At 44.5% G+C, this 26,338-nt stretch carries 20 protein-coding genes; 1 reads left to right on the top strand and 19 read right to left on the bottom strand.

What is annotated here, in order from left to right; all coding sequences use genetic code 11:
* Window positions 1–475: 475 nt before the first annotated feature.
* The 3 genes from C7R94_RS07545 to C7R94_RS07535 form a co-directional block, all read right to left on the bottom strand.
* Entirely contained in the window at window positions 476–3,625 is a 3,150-nt protein-coding gene (locus C7R94_RS07545) for a beta strand repeat-containing protein (RefSeq protein ID WP_106779560.1), read from the bottom strand.
* 124 nt (window positions 3,626–3,749) lie between these two features.
* On the bottom strand, window positions 3,750–6,911 hold the full coding sequence (locus C7R94_RS07540) for an S-layer homology domain-containing protein (protein ID WP_106779558.1): 3,162 nt from the start codon (window positions 6,909–6,911) through the stop codon (window positions 3,750–3,752).
* A gap of 452 nt (window positions 6,912–7,363) precedes the next feature.
* Complete coding sequence (locus tag C7R94_RS07535) at window positions 7,364–8,572, bottom strand: TolC family protein (RefSeq protein WP_106779556.1); 1,209 nt, start codon at window positions 8,570–8,572, stop codon at window positions 7,364–7,366.
* Between the two features lie 272 nt (window positions 8,573–8,844).
* Between C7R94_RS07535 and C7R94_RS07530 the strand changes: the two genes are divergently transcribed.
* A complete protein-coding gene (locus tag C7R94_RS07530; RefSeq protein WP_106779554.1) occupies window positions 8,845–9,504 on the top strand; it encodes a YigZ family protein in 660 nt (219 codons plus the stop codon).
* 92 nt (window positions 9,505–9,596) lie between these two features.
* On the opposite strand, the gene C7R94_RS07525 is transcribed toward C7R94_RS07530, so the two are convergent.
* The 16 genes from C7R94_RS07525 to C7R94_RS07450 all read right to left on the bottom strand — a co-directional run bounded on the left by C7R94_RS07525 (window position 9,597) and on the right by C7R94_RS07450 (window position 26,278).
* Window positions 9,597–10,466 (bottom strand): hypothetical protein, encoded by an 870-nt coding sequence (locus C7R94_RS07525; protein WP_106779551.1) that lies wholly within the window; start codon window positions 10,464–10,466, stop codon window positions 9,597–9,599.
* Window positions 10,467–10,542: 76 nt separating this feature from the next.
* The gene (locus C7R94_RS07520; protein WP_106779549.1) at window positions 10,543–14,553 is read right to left on the bottom strand and encodes an S-layer homology domain-containing protein; all 4,011 of its coding nucleotides are present in this window, start codon (window positions 14,551–14,553) and stop codon (window positions 10,543–10,545) included.
* A gap of 311 nt (window positions 14,554–14,864) precedes the next feature.
* Window positions 14,865–15,965, bottom strand: a complete 1,101-nt coding sequence (locus C7R94_RS07515) for a glycosyltransferase family 4 protein (protein ID WP_106779546.1) — start codon at window positions 15,963–15,965, stop codon at window positions 14,865–14,867.
* 27 nt (window positions 15,966–15,992) lie between these two features.
* Window positions 15,993–16,730 carry a WecB/TagA/CpsF family glycosyltransferase gene (locus C7R94_RS07510; protein WP_106779543.1) on the bottom strand — a complete coding sequence of 246 codons (738 nt, stop codon included), beginning with the start codon at window positions 16,728–16,730 and terminating at the stop codon, window positions 15,993–15,995.
* Window positions 16,731–16,854: 124 nt separating this feature from the next.
* A complete protein-coding gene (gene fabZ / locus C7R94_RS07505; RefSeq protein ID WP_047069787.1) occupies window positions 16,855–17,313 on the bottom strand; it encodes a 3-hydroxyacyl-ACP dehydratase FabZ in 459 nt (152 codons plus the stop codon).
* Window positions 17,314–17,488: 175 nt separating this feature from the next.
* Window positions 17,489–18,010: a CDP-alcohol phosphatidyltransferase family protein gene (locus C7R94_RS07500; protein ID WP_088909731.1), complete on the bottom strand. Its 522-nt coding sequence runs from the start codon at window positions 18,008–18,010 to the stop codon at window positions 17,489–17,491.
* A gap of 130 nt (window positions 18,011–18,140) precedes the next feature.
* On the bottom strand, window positions 18,141–18,395 hold the full coding sequence (locus tag C7R94_RS07495) for a DNA-directed RNA polymerase subunit beta (protein ID WP_015893597.1): 255 nt from the start codon (window positions 18,393–18,395) through the stop codon (window positions 18,141–18,143).
* 30 nt (window positions 18,396–18,425) lie between these two features.
* The gene (locus tag C7R94_RS07490) at window positions 18,426–19,268 is read right to left on the bottom strand and encodes a flagellar hook-basal body protein (protein ID WP_106779540.1); all 843 of its coding nucleotides are present in this window, start codon (window positions 19,266–19,268) and stop codon (window positions 18,426–18,428) included.
* A 15-nt stretch (window positions 19,269–19,283) separates the two neighbouring features.
* The gene (locus tag C7R94_RS07485; RefSeq protein ID WP_106779538.1) at window positions 19,284–20,279 is read right to left on the bottom strand and encodes a flagellar hook-basal body protein; all 996 of its coding nucleotides are present in this window, start codon (window positions 20,277–20,279) and stop codon (window positions 19,284–19,286) included.
* A 7-nt stretch (window positions 20,280–20,286) separates the two neighbouring features.
* Window positions 20,287–21,303 (bottom strand): rod shape-determining protein, encoded by a 1,017-nt coding sequence (gene mreB / locus C7R94_RS07480; RefSeq protein ID WP_047069792.1) that lies wholly within the window; start codon window positions 21,301–21,303, stop codon window positions 20,287–20,289.
* An 81-nt stretch (window positions 21,304–21,384) separates the two neighbouring features.
* Entirely contained in the window at window positions 21,385–21,669 is a 285-nt protein-coding gene (spoIIID, locus tag C7R94_RS07475) for a sporulation transcriptional regulator SpoIIID (protein ID WP_003388385.1), read from the bottom strand.
* 180 nt (window positions 21,670–21,849) lie between these two features.
* The gene (locus C7R94_RS07470) at window positions 21,850–22,584 is read right to left on the bottom strand and encodes a M23 family metallopeptidase (RefSeq protein ID WP_047069793.1); all 735 of its coding nucleotides are present in this window, start codon (window positions 22,582–22,584) and stop codon (window positions 21,850–21,852) included.
* 87 nt (window positions 22,585–22,671) lie between these two features.
* On the bottom strand, window positions 22,672–23,688 hold the full coding sequence (gene spoIID, locus C7R94_RS07465) for a stage II sporulation protein D (protein ID WP_106779535.1): 1,017 nt from the start codon (window positions 23,686–23,688) through the stop codon (window positions 22,672–22,674).
* A gap of 174 nt (window positions 23,689–23,862) precedes the next feature.
* Window positions 23,863–25,188 (bottom strand): UDP-N-acetylglucosamine 1-carboxyvinyltransferase, encoded by a 1,326-nt coding sequence (gene murA, locus C7R94_RS07460; protein ID WP_016740202.1) that lies wholly within the window; start codon window positions 25,186–25,188, stop codon window positions 23,863–23,865.
* An 18-nt stretch (window positions 25,189–25,206) separates the two neighbouring features.
* Window positions 25,207–25,950 carry a YwmB family TATA-box binding protein gene (locus C7R94_RS07455; RefSeq protein WP_106779532.1) on the bottom strand — a complete coding sequence of 248 codons (744 nt, stop codon included), beginning with the start codon at window positions 25,948–25,950 and terminating at the stop codon, window positions 25,207–25,209.
* 97 nt (window positions 25,951–26,047) lie between these two features.
* Window positions 26,048–26,278: a DUF1146 family protein gene (locus C7R94_RS07450; RefSeq protein ID WP_047069796.1), complete on the bottom strand. Its 231-nt coding sequence runs from the start codon at window positions 26,276–26,278 to the stop codon at window positions 26,048–26,050.
* Between the last annotated feature and the right edge of the window lie 60 nt (window positions 26,279–26,338).

The following is a 26,338-nucleotide window of genomic DNA, read 5'->3' as shown; positions in this document are numbered from 1 at the left end:
AAGACTTCAAACGTTCCATCTTGTCTATCCCTTGTTTTGCTGACCTTAGGTCCCCACTATACAATCCGAGAAAAACAGGTTTAACAGCCTGAATTGTTCCTGTTTCGTCTGAACGATCTCGCGTACATCGACTGTTGTTAAACCCCTAGCGCTTCATTACCTAACAACAGCTATCTCGTATTGGGTCACCATGGATTCGTCGCCTGACCATAGTCAACTTTTAAAGAGCCCCGCCTTGCATCTCAGCAAGTACGACTTCACCTGACTTCACGGGAGCAATTGGTATAGGACTGCTTTCCGTGCAGGAGGATTAGGCACATGAGTCATAGGCTGTTCTCATGGATTGGAGTTGCACCAATCTATTTGACAAGATAGTTAGAGAAAACCCCTAGACCGCTATGAAAGTTGTCTAGGGGTCGTTCTCCACTTCTTTCACTCAGGTAATGAGTTTATGAAGTAACGTTTCGTGATTTTTTTAAGAGATTGTGATGTCGAAGGTTTCAGTGACAGTGCCACCTTTACCATCGTTAGCAGTTACAGTGACCGTTGCAGTACCTGCAGCAACTGGAGTAACTACTACGTTCGTGCCGTTTACAGTAACTGTTGCAATTGCGTTATCGCTGGATGCTGCAGTCAGAGTCAGAGCATCGCTATCTGCATCAGTAAAAGTGCCAGATGCGTCTACTGTTACAGCTCCACCAGCTACAGTGCCAGTTTGGTCAACGATAGGAGCTGCTACTGTTGGTACATTGTTAGCTGCTGCGTTCACTACGATATCGAAGGTTTCAGTGACAGTGCCACCTTTACCATCGTTAGCAGTTACAGTAATCGTTGCAGTACCTGCAGCAACTGGAGTAACTACTACGTTCTTGCCGTTTACAGTAACTGTTGCAATTGCGTTATCGCTGGATGCTGCAGTCAGAGTCAGAGTATCGCTATCTGCATCTGCAAAAGTGTTTGTGGCGTCAACGGTTACAACAGCCCCACCTGCAGTTCCAACTGTATTTGCAATTGGATTTGTTACTGTTGGTACAGTGTTTAAAGCAGTTGCTGCAATACCAGAATTCACTTCTGTAGAAGTTGGAACATATTTATTCCCAGCCAAGTCTTGAACATTTGCTGGTGTTGCTACCGGATAAACTTTTACAGTACCTCCGAAAGTTTTACCAGATGCCAGTTTCAATACTAGTTTTTTAGCGTCAACAGAGGAAGATGCTGCAGAGACAGTAGCTCCATTGTTGTCGATGAGGAAGTCAGATTTAAACAGCGCACCCAGACCGCCATTCAGATCTTCGTTGAAAGTGACCGTCAGCTCATTAGTTGCAGTTACAGCTGCAGTTGCAACTGTTGGAGCAACTACGTCAGCCGCGTTAAGAGCTACGCCACCCTCAGTTCCAAGAGGAGCACCATTAGCATTTTTGGAATCAATAGGACCAGTTACATTGAGAGTGATGTTGCGGCCATCAGCAAGGGCACCCTCAGCAAAAGTTAATGTTACTGTTTTTCCATTCATAGTAGCATTTGTTGCTGTAACAGAAGTTCCATTTACTGATACTGCAAAATCATTCTTTTCGATGGATACCAATGGTTGATCCACATCAAAAGTCAGAATGTCATTGCTAGTAGTTCCAGCAAGTGCTTTAACAGTACCATTAAGGATTACTGGAGCATCTACTGTAGATGCAGCAGCAACAGTTGTGGTCAGGTTACGTGAAACATTACCCGCTACGTCTTTTACTACAGAAACTGTAAAGGTATCAGTTGCATTAATTACATCAGTTGCCGTGAATTGGAATACAACAGATTTGTTACCAGCACCAGCAGACAACGTTACGTATGCAGGAACGTTACCACCTTTATACTGCCAGTTCGTTTTATCGAGTACGGAATATGCACCAGATACTTGTACTGGTTCATTAAAGAATACTTCTACTGTGTGGTTAGCAGGATTATGAACCGCTGCCTTTCCAGCTCCACCTTTGTAATCTAAATCTGCAGGAGTCAAGTCACCAACAGTGAATGTTTTGGAAGCAGTTGTCAATGCATTACCTGCAGTATCCTTAATTCCAGTTACAGTAATTGTGTAAGTACCACCTGGCAATTTAGATGCAAGTGCAATGGAAACCTCTTTATTACCAACGCCGCCAAGAGTAGGAGTCAAAGTTCTAGTAGCAGTAGGAGCAACAGTTACTCCGTTTGCATCTTTGATTACATAGTTAGCGCTGTTTTGAGTAGTCAGTGAATCCAACGCCTCATTGAACTTCAATGTCAGAGCAGTTTCGCTAGTGGATACTGCACTATCAAGAACAGGTGCTACTGTGTCAGCACTTGCAGTAAAGTTTACACGAACTGGTGTAGTAGCAGTTGTTACTTTGTTACCATAAGTGTCAGCAACAGCTGGGTTGATAAGAAGAATATTAGCACCTGCAGAGATGTTAGCAAATGTCAAGGTTACAGTTTTGCCATCTGTTCCGAGTTGTGGAGCACCAACAGTTGGAATCGTAACATCATTCAAGAAGAAGTTATTAGCCAAAGTAGCTGCATCCATAGCACGATCAAAAGTTACTGTTACAGTACCTTGTACACCTGATTTCGCAGCCGTTACAGTTGCTACAGGAGCAGTTGCTACACCATCAACAGTAAACGATTTTGTAGTTGCTACAAGTGGGAATCCAGCTTCGTCAACACGTGCTACAGAAGAAGCAAATTGAAGATTGTGTGTTCCAGCTGGCAATGCGTTGTTAAAAGTCAGAGTGTATTCTTGGTTAGTTGGTTGTTTATCGGATGTCCCGTTGCTTGCAGTAAGAACTGCGCCACCAACGATGCTCAAATCGCTGCCATTAAGTTTAAAATCAGTAACTTGAAGGCCAGCAACTGGTTCGCTAAGGGTTACAACAACAGCTTTATTACCTTTTGCAACTACAGATGCGATAGTTGGTGCGGTCACGTCAGCAAAAGTAACCTCTTGAACCTTGGTTTCGATAGTTTTACCATCAGCGTCTTGTACATTTGCAACAGATACAAATGCTTTAGAGCTTTGAGTTTGTTTAGTTCCAAGTGTCAGAATGACAGATTTACCATCAGCCAGAAGAGTTGGAACGAAAGTTCCAGCATAACCGGAGATAGTGTAGTTAGGAGCTGCTTCAGCAGTTGCTTCTGTAACTTCTTTAGAGAAGGTTACTTTAACTTGATTCAAGTTAATAGCACTTACAGATTCAACTTTCAGTTCACCTGGAGTTGTGCCATCTACTTTGTCTCTAGCATTTTCAGTTGCAGTAGAAGAACCGTCTTTGTTCACTACTTTGTAGAGATCAGCGAAGTCTTCTTTTTTCAGAGGCTCGCCCAGAGCAACTTTACCGCCCTTGTCGAACATTTCTTGCAGAGAAGCACCGTTTCCTTTGTAGTCAACGAATACTACGTTGTTCAGGTTAGTAGCCATAGTTTTCAGCTCATTGTTATAAGCTGTTTTAGCTGCTGGCGTCATTTCGAACAGAACGTCAGTAGAGTAGAATTTTTTGATGTCTCCACCAATGTAAATACCATCTTTTGGTGCTGCGAAAGCAGAAGCTGCCAAGCTAGCTACAAGTGTAGTTGAAAGAACAGAAAGTACCACTTTTTTATTCACGTACTACCCCTCCGTATGTTTGATAGGAAGTTCTCTATAGTCGGGTAATATGAGTTAGAGGGGAAATGTCCCCTCTAACTCTTTGATAACCCAAATCCTGCTTCAGACTAGCTAACTGAAATTCTTACGCTTCTACGAATTTCACGTTTGCTTTGTCGGAATCTTTACCATTTTTGTTAGTAACTTTGAGTTCGCTAGAAGTTACTTTGTCTTCAGTTTGGTACTGGATGGAGATCTTGCCATCTTTGAAGTCCAGAACGTCAGGCGTTACTTCTTTGCCGTTGATGGAGAAAATGATGTCATCAACGTCATCAGCCTTGATGTCTTTGTTCAGTTCTACAGAAGCACGGTAAATTTTCATTGTACCAGCAGATACATATTTACCTTCTACAGTAGTTGGAAGAGCATCCCAAACTGGTTTTTCGCCTTCAGCTGGCTCTTGTTTCAAGAATGCTTCTGCTTCATCTTCCAGGTCTTCTTTACGAACTGTCTTCTCGTCGGAAACGATCAGAACGAAGTCGTATTTAGTACCGGAGATGTCACCGCTGTCGATCATTACAACGTAGTCGCCTTCGTTAACGCCATCTGCTTCACCGAGGTCATCGAACAGATCGAAGTAAACTGTAGCAGATTTGATGCTAGCTTTCTTCTTGTTGCCGTCAGCATCTTTGTAAGTGATGGTGTCTTTGTTTACATCATCAACCAAACCAACAGTCAATTTGTCGATGTTTGCATCGCTCAGGCCTTTTTCGTCAGTTACTTCTGCGAGCATGCCTTTAGCGTTTTTGTTAACTACTTCAACTACATCGTCAACGATAACTTCGTCGTTGGAATCAACTGTGAATGCGATGAAGTCGTTACGACGAATGTCGTCATCTTTCAGATCGTCTTGATCGCCATCCAGTTTGTATTCTTTCTCAACAATTTTGTTGCTGTCTTTCTCTTTAACCCATACTTTGATGGTGTCTTTACCGCCAGCGCGACCGAAGTCGATCACTTGACCGTAGATAGCGTCACCAGACAAACCGTCACCTTCAACAACGAAGATTGCTTCTACTTCGTCTTTATCGTTTACAGTGTAGATTACGGACAGGTCGTTTTCGTCAGCAACGTCTTTGAACTTCGCAGTTTTAGCGTTTTTCAGTTCTGCACGTTTGCCGTTTGTTTCCAACTCACCAGTCATGTTGAAGACAGCTGTTTTGTCAGTAACTTCGTAGTCGCCAACCATATCGTCGTCTTCATCCGCGAGGTCATCCCAAGCTTTGCCGGATTCCTGTTCAACTTTTACAGGTTTCAGGAATTCAACTTTGTCTGGTTTGCCATCTGCATCCAGAGTTACTTCTACGAGCAGAGTGTCTTTGTCTTTGCTAGGTACCAGGATGTTTTCCAGATCCCACTCGGACTTGCCATCTCTGGAGTAGTTTTTGCCATCGAAGTCATAGATGTCTTTAGCTTCGAGGGAAACAGTTACTTTTTTACCTTTTTGAGTCAACACAGTGAAATCCCAAGTGTCTTTGCTTGTGTTGAAAGTAGCTGCACGAGTGATGATTGCTTTTTGTTTGCGATCGTCGATAGCATCCTTAGTTTCGATGTGACGAACACGACCAGAAGCATCCAGGTACAGTTTTACTGTTTCATCGTCCAAGCTGTCAACCAGATCCCAGTGGTCTTTGTCGATGTCTTGAACATCTTTGTTACCGTCATCGGAGAAAGTTGCACCTTCGTAAATGCGGTATGTTTTGTCGCCGATAGTCAGGCGGTAGTCGTTGTTGTTACGGCTAACAACTTTGTCTACTTTACCTTCTACTACTGTGTCAGTAGCGAATACCAGCAATTTGTCTTCGTCGCCATCAGCGTAGTATACGCTGTAAACCATGCCTTCTTTCAGATCGCTGAATTTAGCTGGTTTACCGTTGAGGAATACCAAGAAGTCTTTACCTTCTTCTTTGTCTTCCAGTTCGTTGAACTTGTCGTTATCACGGTTCGTGATTTTCTTCTTATCAGCATCGATTTTGGAGATAACTTCGGAACCGTATTTAACGCCTTCGTCTTCTTTGTTGATTGTTTGGTCGTCAATAACGTGGATGTAAGCAATCTCGTTATTGTTGTCCAGAACAACTTTAGCTCCGAAAGTGTAACCAGGAGATTCAGAGTTGTCTTTGATGATTTCTTTCAAACCATCAACTGCATCGTTGAAGCGAGTGAAGTTGTAAGTTACTTGGGTATTTTTGTTGAAGCGGTAGCTTTTTTCGCTAGCGTCCAACTCCAATTTCAGATCAGCCAGATCAGAGTTGCTCAGATCTTTTGGATCTTCCAACAGTTTGCCTTTCAGAGTGAACTCGCCCAGGCGGTCCATGATAACTTCTTCGTCTGTGGAACCTTCCATCCAAACGATTACGTCTTCACGGTCGTCTTTGATCCACACTTGTACGTGTTGACCAGCGAAATCGTTAGCGTTGATACCGTCAGCTACTTTGTAAGTAGTGTTACCGATACCAGCGTCTTTACCGTTCAAAGTAACTTCGTTAGCTTTGATTTTGCCCAGACCGATAGCTGGTACGTTAGTTACCAATGGCAGGTCATCGCTGTCGTTGCCAGCTTCTTGAGCCCATTCCATGTCACGAACAGTAACTTTCAGGTATTTAGTCAGAAGAGTTTCGTTTGTAGTTTCATAAGTAGCTTCAGTACCGTATCCTTTGCGCACCATCAAGTCTACACGCAGAGAGTTGTCGAGCATTTTGAAGATATCGCCACGAGTTGCTGCATTGTTAGGAGTAGTGATGCTTCTAGCAATGTTCAGCTCGGAAGCTTTGGAGATCATGCTGTTAGGCCATACACCTTTAACAGCTGGCTCATAGCCCAGTGCACGAACGATCATAGTTACTGCTTCAGCATAAGTAACTTGGTTTTGTGGTTTGAAAGATTTGTCCGGGAAACCTTTTACGATTTCTTCGCCGGAAGCTACGTTTACGAAACCAGCAAACCAATCAGAAGATTTAACATCAGAGTAAGTATTGCTGAATTGTGCCAATTTCGCACCTTGCTCCAGTCCGCGAGCGCGAACGATCAGAGTAGCGAACTCTGCACGAGTGATAGTTTTGTCTACACCGTATTCGCCGTTGCCATAACCTGCTACCAGGCCAAGAGCTTCCAGACGTTTTACGGTTTTTTCCATATCAGCGTCCATTTTAGGAGCTGTAGTTGCTGCCTCTTCTGCTGCGAAAGCCATTGGAGCAACAGTAAGTGCGAGTGCACTAGCCAATACACTGTTAACGACCTTTTTCATAACCTTGTGTTCTCCTCCTCTAGTATAAACAAATTGTTCTTGGGGAATATTTGTTGTTAATCTATCTTTCTTTTTAAAGCCCGAATCCTGCAAGCGCGTGTCACCTCCTTTCGCAGGAAAGCCTCGCTTTTTGTGTTAAAAAATCTCTAGTATATTCAGTATTGTGTAAAATGCAACAATCACTAGTGTAACACAACTGCTAGAATTCGTGAATCTTTTTTACACAATTCCCCGTTTTTCGTGTGACATCCTATTAAACGCCTGAGCGAATCAAAAGTTGCGGCGCCTTCGAAAAAAATTTAAAGTTTTTTTCGTGGTTCGTTATTCACCTGTCTATTATGTACGAAGTGACATCCGCCACACTCCGTATTATAGGGGACATATGGCGGGCTGTCACGACTGAACCTTTTTCCAATTTGGTTCAAAACCTCATAAATCTTGCTTGAATTAGGTTAATTTCCTAACGCATTTTCAAAGTTTACGACAGCCAGGTTGTAAGACAGAACAGCTTTTTGGTATTCGTTCTCACGAGTAGACAATGCTTCTTCCGATTGGATCACTTCCAAAGTCGTCGCGAGTCCATTTTCAAAACGCAAATTTTTCAAGCGATAGCTCTCAGCTGCGGAATCTTTTGCCGCTTTTTGGAAGTCAATCGCCTCGCGAGCTGCGTTTAGGTTGAGGTATGCCTGAGCAACATCTTTCGAAACAGTACGTTTTGCCTCATCAATGGCAAGCTTCGATTTCTCGACGTTGTTTCGAGCTTGTTGACCAGAAAGAGTTGACGCCGCTGTATACTCAGCGATCAGCTTCACATTCAATTCTGCCAGTTTGAGCTCTTCTTCTGCTTTGGTAATTTCCAAACGTTTAGAGAGGGCCTGCTTCTCGGCATCTTCCATGGTGATCGAGATTGGAGCCATTTTCTTATTGGCAGAGACAATTTTCCATTCCTTTTGCAGATCAACGCCAAGGAAATCGTTCAAATTCATCATGGCAATTTCCAAGTTGTTTTCCGCAGTCGTCAACTGAGCTTTTGCACCAGCTACGCCCATTTCTGCTTCAAGGACGTCAGTCTTCGCGTTCGTTCCCACATCAAATGCAGCCTTGGCTACTTTCAGTTGTGCTTCTGCACGAGCCAAGCTTTGTTTTTTCAGGTTCACGTCATCTTGAGCAAAAATCAGTTTGTAATAGGCATCTTGTGCGCCTAACTTGATTTTTCCTTCTGTAGACTTAACAGCGAGAGCATTCAGCTTCTTGGTCATTTCACTTTGGGCGCTTCTTACGTACTTTGCTTGCGCTGCGTCCAAGGATTCCAGCATGTCTGCTGTCATTTGTGCCGTGCTTCTGTAAGTAATTGAGTTGTTAATATCTGCATTTTTCGCATCCAGAATAGCATTTTGCAATGTAACGTTGGTTTTCAAAGCTTGTTCAATCGCTTTATCCAGCGTCAACTCTTCTGTTGCGGCAGTATCAGGTGTTGTCGTATTATCTTTGCTTGCCTCCGCTGCTACTTTATCGGTAGATGCTTGTACAGTCGTAGGTGCCTTTGCTTGTTCGGAGCCTGTATTCGCAGATGCTGTCAAGGTTCCTGCGCCAAGTGCTGTTGTTAATAATGCCGCCAAACTGATAGACATCCATTTCTTTTTCGAATATGGAAAATTCACTGAATTCCACTCCTTCATTTTATATTGAGCATAAAATTATTAACCACATTAAATATGTGGTTTGTCCCAAGATCACTATATCACAGAGTTATCCTTCTCACACGCAAAATTATGCCATACCAGCATTTTCATAAGGGAATCATAAGTAACTCCTCCCTTTCCTTTTTTATTCCACAAGCACCACATAGAGTACTACGATTATGTGTCAAAAACATTTCAATGTTCGCCAACATTTCTTTGGCATGCTATCCTTTTCTTGAGGTGATTGTACGATGCTTACCCAATACAAAACCATTGCTGGCTACGGCGAGGATTATATCGTCATTGAGCGCTCCCGTTTTATCGGATATGCCCAGCGAGTTACTACAGAGGAAGAAGCGACAGCGTTTATCGCGATGATTAAAAAGAAGCACTGGGACGCTACCCATAACTGTTCTGCTTTTGTCATCGGCGAAAACGACCAGATTCAGCGTTCGAGTGATGATGGGGAGCCTAGCGGTACGGCAGGCAAGCCGATCCTGGAATGCATCAAGAAAAACGGCGTGAAGGATACGGTCGTGGTCGTCACTCGCTATTTCGGCGGAATCAAGCTTGGGGCCGGTGGACTCGTTCGGGCTTATACAGCTGGAACCGTCACTGCATTGAAGGCTGCAAAGATCGTGGTGCACACGCTGCATCAGACAATCTCTGTCAGCGTGGATTATACGTGGTGGGGCAAGGTGGAGAACGAGCTGCGCCTAGGCGAACATCGCGTGAGTGGTACGGATTTTACAGACAAGGTGACTGCACATGTGCTGATCCCTGAGGGTGAACAGGATGAGTTTGTTGCACGGATGGTTGATTTGACGAATGGACAAGCTCAGATCGTGCTCGGGGAAAAGGAATATGTGGAGGTTCCTGTAGACGCGGTTGGCGATGTGGAAGAAGAGTAATTGCTCCATGAAAAAAGCTGAAGAGGCGATGACCTCTTCAGCTTTTCTTCTATTATATATAGCGAAATATTGACTTACTACGCCAGTATTATTTATTGCTTAAGAAGCCAGTTCTCAACTTCCTTCTTTAAGCTGTCTTCATTCACTTGACCTGGTTCATCCATCACTTCACCAGTCAGCAATTCAATTGCTTCATACAGGTTTTCTTTTACTTCTTCAACATAGTCTCTGTAATCATCCAGATCATCTTCATCCGAGCTCCGCAGCCAATCCTCCAGGACATTGTAGGCTTTGTTTTGATATTTGATTGCATCTTGGATATGATCTCTTACATCCTCCATATCTCGCTCTTCTCTTCGTCCGATCTGATCCCCAAGCTCTTCTGCCAATGCTTCCATCCGATCATCCATCAGTTCCAATGGTAAGCCTCTATATCGTAAAGCCTGCTTGATCATTTCCATATTTGGTTCCCGGTTAATGCTTACTTTTGATTGAACGGCATTGTCCATCATCTCTGTTACCGTCAGAAAAGCTTTAGAAAAAGAAGTAATATTCAAGATATCCTGATGCATCATACCCGAATGATAATTCGCATCGTCGTAAGGGATGTTTTTCATGACTTCTGCAGCCAGTTCAGATTTGGACTTATATTGGTAGCCGTTGTCACGATAGTAGTAATCGACGGTATTGTTACTTTCCTGGCCACCGCCAAAAAATAAATGTACCTGATAATTTGCGGAATCATAATAGTATGCGCTTTTATTATTTTTTTGCATGGCGCTTACCGGAACATAAATTTCTCCATTAATTAGAACACCTTTGGCATTCGTTTTCTCCCTATCCATGTTAATGGAAACTTGCTCGTAAGGCCCAAGCTTTCCGTGAGGACTTCCAGCAGCATAAGCAGTGCCAATACCAATGGCAAGCGTAGCAACAGTAGCTAGGATTGTTAATTTTCTCAATTTGATCCACTCCTATTGTCATTAGGTTGTTAAAAAGCCTTCTTTCTGGACCAGTCCAAAAAGAAGGCTTTGGTTCTTACAACTTGATTTCAAGAACTGGAGGTATTTTCTTTTGATTTGCCATCACACGTGACATAAGGATGGCTGCATCTCCACGCAGAATGTTTGCATTTGGTTCAAATACATATCCCTTTTTCAGATCATCAACATCTACAGGTGAACCAGCAATCAATTTCGCTTTTGCAACTGCCACGACAGCTGGCGCCGCATAATCATCGATCAAGTTAAAATCCTTGAATTGTTTCTTGAGCGCTAGTTTAGCAGCCGGAGCAGAGGTACCCAATTTCAATTTCAGAGCTCGGGACAAAATTACTGCTGCTTCTTGGCGCGTTACTTTGCCTTGCGGGTTAAAGATTCTTGGATCCGTCCCTTTCACGATTCCAAGTCGAGCCGCAGTTTCAATATGGCGATAGTCATATAGATCTGTCGGCGAATAATCCATAATTACATCGTCAAAGCTAGGCTTGCTCACATCTGTGACAAGTGGCAACTCCAATGCCCTAACTACCATTGCAGCGAATTCACCACGAGTAGTATCCATGTCAGGTGCGAAATCAAGAGAACTTCTTGCCCGTACTACCCCTTTTGCAAACATAGCTTCCATATGATTGCGCGCGTACGGATGGTGTACCACATCACGGAAGGAGTCATTCAATTTTGCTACAACGTAGTAACCGAAACGATCAAACGGAACTTTAATAGTCTTTTTGCTGGTGTTCACTACACCACCCAGATTTTCCCAATAGAATTTCTCCGGATCGTAGCGCATAACGGTTAGCGTATGAGAAGCATCTGGCACGACATGCTCGTCAAAGGACAACTCCAACGTTCCACGCTTAGTCGGCATTACCACTCGGTTGCTAGGTACATCGTTAAAATTGTACAGTCGAGGATTCATCTCGTCTGGATCAGGAATCGCCATGATTGGCAGCATTCCGTATTGATATGGATCATACTCATCTGTGTTCGGATTATCTGCCATACCCGCGTCAATCCAGAACACATTACTTGCTTTTATAAAATGCATATCAAAGGAATTCTTGAACTGTCTACCCAAATCTTGCACAGTGTCATCGAAGTTTCTTGGGCGATCTTCGAGATAGTCATATCGATCAAGGACACCGTCATCAGTATTTGCGATACCAAATAAGATGTTATGACCTTTAAACACTTGTCCTCGCAGATTCTCTGGAACTGTATAGTCAGTTCGCATCAAGTATGTCTCTTTAGGGAATGTCAGTGCGACTTTGCCCCCGAAGACTTTCCCGATCTTATCCATTGGCGCCATATGTTGCGCACCTTGAATGTTCGTAGGTGCATAGAACACTTCAATTGTGTCCTTTACTGTGTCGGCTCCACGTGTAATCGTAATCGGAATCTTATTCGCCTTACCTGGTTTTAAATCGGTAAAGATCGCGCGGTAAGCATCTGTTGTATCAATGTCGCCATCGAGATCAGAGTCAAAGCTGATTTTTTGTGCTTCTGTTTTTCCAACCGTTACCTTGCTGGAGTTTTTCGATTCGATTACAACTTCAATATAGTTTTGATTTACCGTTTTTTGCAAAGGTGTCGGACGTAAAATCTTGTAGGTAACACCTGGTGCGGAAACTTCAAGTCGGTATGATGCTTTTGAACCACCATTTACACCATTGTTGTAAACCGTAAATGTATAGACTACTTTACTTCCATCTGTAGGAATATCCTGCTCGTCAATATCAAAAGTAAAGTAATGCTTTTTCATATCGTAGTAAACATCTAAATCGGTAACGTCAGTCTTGTTTTCAAAAGGGCTATTGTCGTTCATTAACGTATTTTGCTTCAGATCCCATGTCTTTGTTCCAAAGTCATCGGGACCCTCGATAACGAGTACGTACTTATTTGGATCAATATTTTGAATGCTTCTGATTACCTCGGTTTTGTCATCACCTAAGTCTACAAAATCAAACGTACCTGTAATTTTCATTTTGTTTTCTTTTGTTGTATAAACCCCATCTTTACCTACAAAACGAGGGTCAGGTTTTCGTGTACTCGTGTTGTATGGATAAATCTCTGTATTCTTAACTGGAATCTCAGGAACTGAATTCGAATACAATGTCACAAGCAATGTCTTTTCATATACTAAATTATTTTTATCGTACTTGAAGACGACTGTATTTTGACCGTCATGGAAGTAACTTGATACTTTTCCTCTGTAATCTTGTCCAGTTGAAGTGCTTCCTTGATTCTCAGACATTTTAAACACGTTCGGACTAGAACCTGGCACTAAAATTACTTCATTATTATTAACTTTTAACGTAATCGGTTTCTTTCCATTGGCGCCTTTTGTGTAGTCCGCTGCTACTACATCAACATTGTCCAATCGCCCTGAAAAGTCTTTTACAATATCTTTGATCAACTCTTTTGTTCTACCTGATTCTCTAATAGCATAACCTGAGCCACCATTTGACTGGTTTGGGTCGTATTTAAAGATTAAACCGTCATTTAGCCCATCCATTTTAAGTACTGGCCCTGCTGCTGCATTGACTTTTACAGATTCAAACGTATTATCATCGTAGTAAAAGGTTAATGTTTGTGTCCCATCGAATGGAAGACTATCAATTTTAATCTCGTAAGCACCTGCTGAACCGGTAATGTTTCCAGAAGGAATAACCAATCTCGATTTATTCCCATACGAGTTAATTGATTCTACTTTGATCCCTGCAGTACTTGACCCGTTAGTAACAGTCATCTTGATAAAAAACGGCTTCTCGTTGAGAATAGTGTCGTCTTTCAGTTCATTATAAGTACCAGCTGGATCGAACTTATATTCAAGTTTTGAAATAGTAGGAGCATTTTGATCTTGAAACAAGTAACCAAACTCGTCATCAGTTGGATTATTATACACCGCAGTTGGAGTTGTACTAGTCGGATCGGATTTATAAGTTTCTACAGGACTAAATGCAGATAGTTGTGTATAGATGCGTTCATTGTTTGCAAACATACTATCTGTAGGCAAGTTCGTAGCATGAAAGTCAAACTTATAAATAGCATACGATCCAGTTTGACTTTGGAAAGCGTAAGTAAAATTACTACTTGGTATTGATTCTCTCACATTTGTTTTCGTATTCAACATGTCTGCTTTAACTAAAACGGTACTTCCTGGATTAGCAGGGTTGAACGAAGTCAGGCGCGGTTCTTTTGGAATAATGACATATCCAGAAAATCTTGCATTTGTTTTCCTTTGCGCTACGGTGGAAGATGTTTTTACTGTCGGATTATCCCCCAATAAATACTTCCCAGAAGTTTCGCTCATCTCAACACCATAAAAAGTACCTGTACCGTCGAAATACACAAGTTCTCGCTTTACTTCTACGGTTTGATTCTCATTTTTCAACAAGAACGTTAGCTTGTTAAGCCCACGGTTTAGTTTTACCCTTCCTACGATGAAGTAGGCATCTGCATCTTGTGATACGCTCCCCGAAACGGACTCGCTTCCATTCCGAATAATTATTTGGTTTACATTCGGAGCATTACCTTCAATCGTAAAGTAGTTACCAGTAGAAAATTCTCTAGGCACGATCGTATTATTGTTCGGATCGATTGGTAGCTTTTTTCCACCACCCGTTAGCTGAAGGTTATATAAAAGCGGTGTACTAATGTATGAAATTTCATAGGTATTTACTACATCAGAAGTACCTTGCTTCCCGTAAAAAGTAATCGTATTATCGCCATCGAACAACTCAATATTCGCAACGGTGATTCTCGCACCATCTTGAGATACTGTGATTCCTCGTGATGATGGAGTTGTTTCAATATTGGCCGCAGTGTTTTTTACGGAGTATGTAATTCCGTTAGGCGAAACATTACTTAAAACCCCTTGCAGCGTTACATACTTATAGTTTACTTTCGCTACTACATCTGGAAAAACGAAGTTCTTCTGATTTTTATTGTTGTCGCCCCAAGCAGCGTCTACTTGCACTGGGTACAATGGAATCATTGTGAATAAGAGCGCTAAGGCAATCATTATTCGAAAGACTTTTTTACCCATTTGATTTCCCCTCCGAAGTATTGATTTACTTACAGTATCTTCGCTAATTTTTATTTGCAAAAAAGTGTTGCCCGCGTAGTTCGACGCCAACACGCGTCAACGCTTCCCCCTCACTAGCCAATCATGAACAGAGACATCCCTCCAATTACTTCCCCTATAACTCAGGAGCCACACCATGTAAAAACCGGGCAGTGTACTTCTCCTTTCTTTATCGGATAAACACCTTCATTTGTTAAGTGTTTCCCCGTAATAATCTGCCAAAAAAAGCCCCGGTATCTAAATGATACCAGGGCTCAAGGCTCTTGCTATTTTTAATTCGTCCGACGCTGTTGCTCGGTCTGTTTAATTTTGATCCGTCTGTAAGCGTTAATCAACGGACGGTGACGGCGGCTTACGAGGCCAACGATCTCCGTTCCAAGATGAATGGCTATCAGCAGCGCGACCATGACAATAATCGTAGTCCACTTCGTCGTTTTCGTCAGCAGTATCGCCATCGTCCCGAAGAAAATGCTGATCGAGTAAATCGTGAGTACAGTCGAGCGATGCGACAGACCCATGTTTAGCAAGCAGTGATGCAAATGCCCTTTGTCTGGGCTCGAAATCGGCTTTTTGTTCACGATCCTGCGCACGATGGCAAAGAACGTATCCCAGAGCGGTACACCCAGTACGACGATTGGAATGATAAAGGAAACGAACAACGCTTCTTTAAAGCCCATGATCGACAGTGCAGCCAGGTTGAAGCCCAAGAAAAGCGAACCGGTGTCGCCCATGAACAGACGAGCCGGATGGAAGTTAAAGTAGAGAAAGCCCAAAATCGCTCCGAGGAGCACGAAACAGTAGGTCGCTACCTTGTAATCATCCATCAACAAGGCCATGACACCCATTGTCCCTGCAGCAATCGCTGACACACCTGCCGACAGGCCATCGAGACCGTCAATCAGGTTCACCGCATTGGTTACCCCGACAATCCAAAACATCGTGATCGGAATCGCCAGCCAGAAGAGCCAGCCACTGCTGAAATCAATGCTTCCGCTATACGGCAGATTCACGACGCCGATCTTCAAGCCAAAAGGAATGACGACAATCGCTGTTGCGACTAGCTGTCCGAGCAGCTTCCATTTTGGCGAGAGCTGGTATTTGTCATCGAGCATGCCGACAACCATAACGATCGTGCTTCCGATGAAAATTCCCAGCATTTCCGATATGCTTGTATACGGGACAAATAGAAAGAACGCAACCAAATAACCGATATAAATAGCCAAGCCACCCATACGTGGCATGATTCGCGTGTGTACCTTGCGCTGGTTCGGGGCATCCACTGCTCCTACTTTTACAGCCAGGTTTTTTACATACGGTGTTGCAATAAACGATATGATCAGCGAAGTCAGAAATCCGAGGATTAGTGTAGACATCGACTGTTCTCCTCTCTACGGATGCATCTAGGAACGGCTACTCCATTTTTCTTTCAGTACGGTTAGAACAAACCGAGGAATAGCCAGTTGACGCTTCCAGCGGGAAGGCTCAGAAGCAAGTCGATAAAACCATTCCAAATGCAGTTTTTGCCAAATCTCGGGAGCGCGCTTTACTTTCCCGGAAATGACGTCAAAGCTGCCGCCTACCCCCATCATCAGGGAGGCATTTAACTGATCGCGATACTTCGCCATCCATTCATCTTGTCTGGGCGCACCCAGCGCGACGAACAGGAGCTGCGGTTTCGCTTCGGCAATTTCTTGTACAAGTTGAGTTTCTTCCTCTGGGCGAAAATAGCCATCCCGGCATCCGACGATTCGGGCGTTCGGGTAACGAGCACTCAGTTTGTCTTTTGCCAAATGAATGACATCTGGCTTGGCGCCGAGTAAATACACGCCCCACTGATGTTGATCGGCTTTCGCCATGAGCGCTTCCAGAAGCTCCACACCGGTAACGCGCTCATAAATCGGCTGATTCGTCCATTTAGCAGCGTACACGATTCCAATTCCATCTGGAACGACATAGGCTTGTTCTACAATAGAACGGAAAGCGCGATTCTCTCTCGCTACCATGACGATTTCCGGATTGGCAGTCACCACATGGGTCTTTTGACCGCTTTGTATGCGCTCTGTTATATGATCGACAGTCTCACGAAAACCGCGAGTCGTAAATGGCACATCTAATATGGTTGCGACCTGTTTGGTCATTTCTTCACCTTCAAGTGCTTGTTAGTAAATGAATGTTTAAAAAGACGACTTTTCAAACTACCTTTTCATGCATGGTGTTGCCCATTAGCCATTCTACCCGAAAAGAAAGGCACATTCAAGATGATCATGAATGTGCCTTATTTCCTGCCGTCAGGGCAAACATTAATCCGCCCTCTGCTACTACTTTCCCATTTACCAGTGCTCTGCCATGCCCTTTGCCGACGGTTCCACGTACACGAGTAAGCTCAACCTCTAGCACCAGCGTGTCTCCCGGCTTCACCTGATCTTTGAAACGGAATTCATCAATGCCTGCAAACAGTCCGATTTTTCCTTGATGTTCCTCCATGCTGAGCATCGCTACTGCACCAACCTGTGCCAATGCTTCCACAATAAGGACGCCAGGCATAACTGGATAACCAGGAAAGTGGCCTTGGAAAAACGGTTCGTTTATCGTGACATTTTTAATTCCAACTGCTCTTTTGCCTAACTCCAGCTCTTCGATTTTGTCTACCAGCAAAAACGGGTAACGGTGTGGGATGATTTCCTGAATTTGCATAATATCCAAAGGCGCTTTGATTTCCATTATGTATCGCTCCATTTCCATACTTAACTAGACTTGTCTATGCATGAATACCCTTTAACTGACGAAACAATATACATAACTCCCGCCCCAGTAAAACGGACAAGCGGGGTTAAGATAAAAGGGGCACTTCCTCCCATAAAAGCGGGAAGTGCTCTTTTTCAACGTGCAGGAACCCTTACACGCGGTTCAATAGTCGAGCCTTTGCCAGATAAATCGCACTCGCAATAAATGAGAACGCTATAACCGACCAAAGTATCGCTTCACTGTACTCATAACGGTACATAACGAGCGGAATGACCAGATACAAAAGAACGGTTGTCAGCTTGCCATAGGCATTTGCCGGGACGGTTTTTTTGCCACGGAAATGATAAACAGCTCCTGTTACTATCATTGCCAGATCGCGCACAAAGAAAAACAGGGCGGCCCATACACTGATTCGATCCGTCAAAAATAATGAGGCTATGACCGCCAGCATCATTAATTTATCTGCCAGAGGATCTAACATCATTCCGATGGTGGTCACAAGCTTATGCTTCCGCGCGATGTACCCGTCCGCAATATCGGTCACTCCCGCCAAAATCAAAATGCCTAAAGCGATTTCAACATGATACGGAAACTCCGAAAAAAAGACATACAGGTACAAAGGGATGAGCACGATGCGAAAGATCGTAAGCAAATTAGGAAGATTCACGGACATCCCTCCGTATTCAAATCGTCACTTCCTTTTTCAACCACTCGACCTATTATACTCTGTGGACAAACACCACAACAAGTCCTCGAAAAAATAGGAGCCCCAACCATAGGTTCGGGCTTGTCCAGCTTCGTTTTTACGTATCTTCAAACATTAAATCCCACATATGTTTGTAGGTTCCCGGATCGAATACATCAGACATTGGCTTCTTGCCAACCCCACCGTATCCAATCATCAGACCAATGACCAGTGAGAAAAACAGCAGGAGTGGGACCAGCACCATCTTGGCAACTCTCAGCCGCCAATTTTTGCCGCTCCGTTCCCGCTCTCTTGCTTTTGACTTAACCTCTTCGGTCTGACGCGGGAAACGTTTGCTCTTCCCTTGTTCCATGCTCCTCTCCTCCGTCATGTTGATATGAGTTTATCTGCTTCTCAGTTGGTTCGCAATGCCCATCATTTGATCACTGATGCCGATTGCACGTGAGTTCAATTGATATGCACGCTGAATGTTCACCAGTTGGGACATTTCCTCTGTCATGCTGACATTGGAGCCTTCTAATGCGCCTTGGCGAATTTTAGCGATACCTTCATTTATGGCGTTGACATATTTACCATCTGGTTTAATAGCCGTGTCAAGCTCAGCATCAAACAAATTTTTACCTACTTGCTCCAACTGATCTGGATTATTTACTTTCCAAACCTGAATCGTATTGATCGGATTCGGATTATCACCGACTACGATGCCACCATCAGAATTGATGGTAAAAGGCTTTGTTGGATCAGGGATCGTAATAGGTTCCCCATTATCTCCAATGAGAAAATCTCCATTAGAATTGGTTAAAACAAATTCTTTATTATTAGGATCGGTACCATACTCACTTAATTTAAAATTCCCGTCGCGAGTAAAATAGAACTTTTCTTCAAGGTTTCCATTTATCATGGTTCGACGGCTGACAGCAAAATATCCGTCGCCCTCAATCATCAAGTCAGTTGGTACATCAGTAACCTTGACCGCCCCTGGCGAGAGATCCAATTTGGACATGCCAAGGTGCGCACCGCTACCGATTCGAATCCCTTTAGGGGAATTTCGATTCACGTTGTCTTCTGCTGGCTGCTCGTTCATTGAATCGGAAAGTAGTTCAGAGAACGATGCGACTCGCCGCTGATAACCAGCAGAATCTATGTTAGCAAGATTGTTTGCTGTGTTGTCCAATGCTTGCTGGATCCCACGCATGGCTGATGTAGAGATATTTAGTGATTGCATCCTTTTCCCCTCCTATTATCCGTTTACTCGACCAATTTCATTAGCAGCCTTGTCCAACGTACCATCGATCGTGGTAATTACTCTTTGGTTGGCTTCATAGGCTCGCAAAACACTCATCATGCTCGTCATCGTTTGCGCTGGATCTACATTGGAGCGTTCCCGCCATCCCTGTTGCGTTCCATAGCGTCCCTTAACTTTTGAAACATTGTAGTCTCCTCTAGTAAGGGCATCCTGGTCGTCTTGTTCTGCTTCTTGTATTCCCTGAATGGCAAAATCGCCTTCGTAGCGAAAGACGTTATTGCCTTCCCTCAACAGCTTTGAAGGATCCGTAATAACGTTCAATCCAAGCTCGATGTTCATATCATCGAGTATTGTTTCGCCGCTTCCACTGTCGAAGTACTCATTCCACAGCTTGCCTTTTTCATCAATCTTTACATTCTTGCCTGCATTTTCGTTAGGCAGTGCATTACTTGCATCGTTCGTATTGATTCGAATCGCCTGATTCTGATTATCTAGCAAGTAATACCCTTCCGCAGTCACTAGATAACCAGCGTTATTCACGCTCCAGTTGCCATTCCGCGTGTAGCGAATATCCTCTTCTTGTACGGGCTGTGCCAAATCCGCTTCATCAATCCGTGCCACACTGTAAAACAACCGCCGCTCATTGCCATCCTGATCTGGCTGAATATTGTCCATCAACGCAAGATCATACGGATTGCGTGTCTCTTCAATATCCCCCTGCGCAAAATTAGGCAGCGCCTCGGACATGTATACCCCTGTGTGCAAACGCCCGATAATGGCAGGCTGTCCAGGCATAGTAGGGATGCCCGGAACATCCAGTCCCTCATGATCATTCATGCGGGAGAGCAATTGCTCCGGAAATGCACGCATGACACCCACGTCCTGTTTGAACCCGGGTGTATTGATATTTGCTAAATTGTTCGCCAGCGATTCTTGCCTGTTCTGCAAAGCCAGCATGCCAGATGCAGACGTATACAAGCCTCTGATCACTTAAATCTTACCCCCTGAATAATCGCTTATTCGAGTGAGCCGGCATCTTGTCCAAATAGTCCAGCATCATTCCTGTTCCTTTTGCAACGCACATCATTGGCTCGTCCGCAACCAGCACAGGAACCTTCAGCTCCTCTGCCAGAATCTCGTCAATACCGTGCAATAATGCGCCGCCACCGGTCAGGAAAACACCCTTATCAATTATATCGGCAGAAAGCTCCGGAGGTGTTCGTTCTAAAACAGATTTTGAGGCTTGTACAATCGCACTCACCGACTCAGCCAGGGCTTCTTGGACTTCATTGGAGCGAATGGTAATCGTTTGCGGCAAGCCGCTTACCATGTCACGACCACGAATGTCCATTTCGTCCTGGCGTCCGCCGGATACGGTTCCAATCTGAACCTTGATATCTTCAGCCGTACGCTCTCCAATCAGCAACTTGTATTTATTTTTTATGTAACGCATAATAGCCACATCGAATGTATCGCCTGCTACTTTAATGGAGGAAGACGTGACAATATCGCCCATCGACAATACCGCTACATCGGTCGTTCCCCCACCGATATCCACTACCATATTACCGGACGGCTGAAAAATGTCCATACCTGCCCCAACTGCGGCAACTTTCGGTTCTTCTTCGATAAATACTTCTCTTGCTCCACCGCTCCGCTCAGCTGCTTCGCGAATTGCCTTTTGCTCAACTGAGGTAATGTTGGTCGGGCAGCAAATCAAAATTCGCGGACGGGCAAACATGCTCTTTCCACCAATTTTGTTTAAGAAGTGCTTCAGCATGGCCTCTGTGATTTCAAAATCCGCGATAACCCCTTCTCGCAAAGGTCGGATCGCTACGATATTTCCCGGGGTGCGGCCTACCATGCGATAGGCTTCATTTCCTACGGCCAAAACTTTTCTGGTTTTACTATCTATTGCCACGACAGATGGTTCGTCTAGGACAATTCCCTTGCCTTTTACAAAAACCAAGACATTGGCCGTGCCCAAGTCGATTCCGATATCTTTGCCAAACATGAAAGGTCCTCCCTGATTACCAGTTACATTTCTACCTAATATCATAGGCTCTTCTACGTGAGAGGACAAGGAAATTCTTTCTTACACACTCTCCTCCTGTTCTACTCGTACTTTTTTACTACGTCGTTTGTACTTAATTTTGGTCGCTTCGCCTCCCCGAAGATGTCTGATGGCTTTGTGATATTCCAAAATTTCCTTAACCTGGTTCGCCAACTCTGGATTTATCTCAGGCAGCCGCTCAGTCAAGTCCTTGTGCACAGTACTTTTCGAAACACCGAACTCTTTGGCGATCATCCGAACCGTATTTCTCGTCTCTACAATATATCGGCCGATTTTGATGGTCCGCTCTTTGATGTAGTCGTGCACATTACTCGCCTCCTTGTATCTACATTGTCTGATACAATATATGGGTGCGTAGGGACACATATTCTACGTTTCCAAGCCTGACAAGCCAGCACGGCCGCATCTTTTTTCAACAGTTTGTACTACACGCAAAAAAACACCCGCAATTGTTGTATTTTGCAGGTGTTTTTCAAAATTCATTGGTTATTGATTTTTTACTTCTGTATCGGCCTGAATCAAGTATTGCTCTGGATTGACAGGCTTGTTATCGATGCGAACTTCAAAGTGAAGATGTGCGCCAGCGTCTTTTTCAAAGGTGTTGCGTCCAGCAGATCCGATTACTTGACCTTGTGTCACTTCATCGCCCGGTTTGACTGTTACGCTTTCCAGACTTTGATATACCGTAATCATTTTGTCTGCGTGCTCAATCTCAATCTCGTTGCCGACAAGTGGATCGTTCACCACTTTTACTACTTTTCCCGCAAGAGCTGCGATGACATCAAAGCCCTTGCCATCCGTGGATACGAGGTCAATACCTGTGTGCGGGTAGAAGGAGTTGTCGAAGCTCACCAACGCTTTTTGCTGATTTTCCTTGGAGGCTTTCTCATCGTAGTAGTTCATGCCCACATTGTACTGTACGCCTTTTCCTACTGGCCAAGCCAGTGGTTGTACGCCACTTGTAGCAGGTACCGCTTCTTCGTTTTGCGGTGTAGTCGTCTCAGGTGCTGTAGGAGTTGTCACAGCCACGCCATCTGTGCCATTCGTCATTTTGGATACCGTGTCCATGACATTGCCCTGATACCACATCACAAAAGCGAGAATGATTGCTGCGGTGCCGATGTAGATTGCAGGAAACGCCCATTTCTTGCCCAAAACTTTTTTCCAAGAACTTGCCTTCTTGAATGGAATCGGTTGATTTTGATTTTTTTGATCTTCCATTTTATTCATCACCTCATCCCTCAGTATCGCCAGAATTTTGGCGTATAAACCTGAGAGAGTAGGGAAAAGTAAAAATTTGCTCTGCTTTTAAGCTGGGATCACTCTTTTATACTCTTGCAGACTGATTCCTTGATAGAAGTGTTTGACGATTTGCTCCGCGCTTTTGCCGCTTTTGGCCATTCCATTTGCTCCCCACTGGCTCATCCCGACACCATGACCGTATCCTTTGGTCGTAATGAAAACCTGATTGCCACGCAAGTCCAACGTAAAGGAAGAAGAATTCAAATTGAGCTTTTCACGAAACTCTCTTCCTGTAAACTCCTTGCCGCCAATGCTGATGGTCCCTACGCGATTTCCGGTTGTACGCGATTCGATCCGGTACCAGGAACCATTGGTAGAAGCCTCCTGCGTGAGCTTGACGCCCAAATTCTTTTCTAGCTCCACTGTGGACATGACGACCGTTTCCTCATAGCGGGGAGATTGAATATCCCACGGACTCGCAACGCTCTTCAAATAAGGAATGGGCTTTTCCCAATATTCATCCGAGTTTTCTGTAAAACCATTACTCGTGGAAAAAAACGTCGCGTCAATGGGCTCGTTCTGGTAGGTCAGGATAATCCCCGCCGTCGCCATAACTGCTTGCTGAATGCGTTTGTTTTTCCATTCGTACTGGTCTCCCCAACGCTCACGCCGCTGATGCTCATCCATATAGACTTGATGCTGCACCGTATCCAAAACCTGACCGCCTGATGGCACATCATCAAACTTGCCCTCTTTTAAACGGCGCACGATATAGGTTCTGGCCGCCAATGCCTGTGCTTTTAAAGCCTCCAGCTCGAACTCTGCTGGCATTTCCGCCGCTACGACTCCGGTAATATACGTTTCTAACGGCAATGTTTCCACGGCCTTTTTTTCTGTTCGGTATACCTTTACCGGCAGAGAGGAAGCGGATTCCTTCATCGCCGGTATGGCAGGCTCCGAGACGGCCATAGTAGGCTGACTGACAGGGCCTATTGGGGGTGAAAACCAAAATACCAGAGCAGCAGGCATCAGGACGAGCAAGATCGGCAAAGCGATAAACCACATGAGTAGATAGCGTTTCATGCAAGAGATCCTCCCCGTTACGTACTAGACACGAAAAGTCTTAAAATAACCTACTAAAGTCTATGTTCTGCAACAGAGCGGTAGAACGAGAGAATGAGAGAGTCGAGAGAACGAAAAAAAGACCCCCTGCATAAGCAGAGAATCTTTCGTTTTGCCATATGGTTGACGCATTTATCAAGCAAAATTAGGAGAGAAGCTTACTTTGATGGTTTCGGAAACTGCTTTTTCACGAGCCTTTTCTTCTGGAACCACGCGTTCTACATCTGCTCCCAGAGCCAGCAGCTTTTCCGTAAAGTTCACGTAGCCACGGTCAATATGGTGCAGGGCAGAAACCTCAGTCTCTCCCTCCGATACGAGCCCAGCCAGTACAAGTGCTGCACCCGCACGCAAGTCAGTTGCTGCTACCTTGCTGCCTGTCAGCTTGGAACCACCTTCGACGATGGCACTGCGGCCTTCGATCTTGATGTTCGCATTCATGCGGCGGAACTCTTCCACGTGCATAAAGCGGTTCTCAAATACCGTTTCAGTCACAATGCTCGTTCCTTCTGAAACAAGCAAAAGCGCCATCATTTGCGACTGCATATCTGTCGGGAAGCCGGGGTATGGCAACGTTTTGAGGTCAACTGCTTTCAGTGGGCCTGTGCGGCGTACACGAATGCCGTTTTCTTGCTCCTCAATGTCCACGCCCATTTCACGAAGCTTGGCGGTCACGGATTTGAGATGATCGCAAATCGCACCTTCCACAAAGACATCTCCGCCAGTAATCGCTGCAGCCACCATGAAAGTTCCTGCTTCAATGCGGTCAGGAATGACACAATGTGTGCAGCCCTTCATCTTTTCCACGCCTTCGATACGGATCGAACCTGTACCCGCTCCGCGGATTTTTGCTCCCATTCTGTTCAGGAAGTTCGCCAAATCAACGATCTCCGGCTCTTCTGCCGCATTTTCGATCAATGTGGTTCCCTCTGCCAAAGCAGCGGCCATCATAATATTTTCTGTTGCACCGACGCTAGCAATATCCAGGTAGATTTTCGCACCCTTCAATCGTCCTTCTACCGTCGCTTCAATAAACCCTTGTCCGATTTCGATTTTGGCTCCCATAGCCTCAAACCCTTTTAGGTGCTGGTCGATCGGGCGTGTACCAATGGCACATCCACCCGGAAGAGCGACACGAGCTTGTCCTTTTCTGGCTAAAAGCGGCCCCATCACGAGGAAAGATGCGCGCATTTTGCGGACCAGTTCATAGGACGCTTCTACACTCGTAAGCTTGGAAGCATCGATCGTCAGCACTTCATGATCATATGTAAGGGAGATTCCCATCGATTTCAAAAGGTCGCATATCGTCCGGACATCGTCGAGGCCTGGTACGTCTGAGATGACGCAAGTCCCTTCTTCTGCCAAGATAGATGCTGCAATAATAGGGAGTACGGCATTTTTGGCGCCAGATACTTTTACATTTCCAGCCAATGCCTTACCACCACGGACAATAATTTTATCCAATGTGTACCCCTCCGCGTGCTAATATTCCACAGTGATGATTGGTGTACCTACCGTAATCCATGTTCCAGAATGGCTGTCACGATGTGTAGCCACCTGTAGATTCATCTTTTGACCGTTTAACGCGATGAATGATTCCCACATAGGGGTATACCCTGAAATACTGACAACCGTCTCATCTTGCAAACGTTCTAATTCTGTTGCCTGGAGAGTACCAAAAATCGACAATATTTTACCCTCCTGTTGGTCAACACCCATCTTAACATTGTACAATCCGCGAATACAAGTGCTAATTTGCGGAATAAAGTCGGCGCTTTGCAGGGCATTCGTGAAGGTTTCCTGTACTTGTCCAATATATAGTAGCGAATCACGGTTTCCGGATAACTGAAGTACTAGATATACAGAAAATGCTCCATTTTTAGGCACTCCTGTCACCTCGTAGCTCAGATCCACGCCGTTTTGTGTGTATGTAGTCCTATATGCGAGTATGTTGTGTTTACGCGATTGTTCGCTTGGGGAAAACGGAATCTCAAGTTGTTGTGCCCATTTCGTCGCCAACTCTTTTACTTGTTCAGCACGCAGGCCTTCTCCCATCGCCGTACGCATACGTACCTGAACGGATACACCCGTTGCGCCCGTTTTTTCTAGTACTGTCATCATTTCGGTCACAACCGGCTTTTCTTCCTTTGCTTGTGCAGGCATCCAATACACGGCCCCCATCACGAGCAATAGAGCCAGCACACACCAACCAGACCATTTCCCCATTAATATCCTCTCCCTATGCTTACATGTATCTCTTTGTACTTCTCATTTTGTACATGTAGCTGGGTGGATATACCAGCGAATCGTCGTCTTTGGGTATTTAGTTGAACAAATTCCCGAATGTCAGGGACCAGCCCAAATAATCAAGGAAAAAGCGGGACAGTTCATATCCAATCACTATGGAAAGAAAAATTTGCAACAGCTTCGCCTGAGCACCATTTGGTTTTTTCAAAATCTTATCAAAGCGAAAGGATTGCAACGCCCACCAAGCGAGCCCAATAAACGCAATCGATAAAATGATGCTTAACAAGCCGTATACTTCTTGCGACATGCTAGTTACCTCCTCATTGCCCTTTCGAGAATCATAGAAAAAGGGACGGCCCGATCACGA

This window comes from Brevibacillus sp. NRRL NRS-603, assembly GCF_003013445.1.
GTDB classification, from domain to species: Bacteria; Bacillota; Bacilli; order Brevibacillales; family Brevibacillaceae; genus Brevibacillus; species Brevibacillus formosus.
Note: the sequence above shows the minus strand (reverse complement) of the source record. Positions and strands in the feature narration are given on the sequence as shown.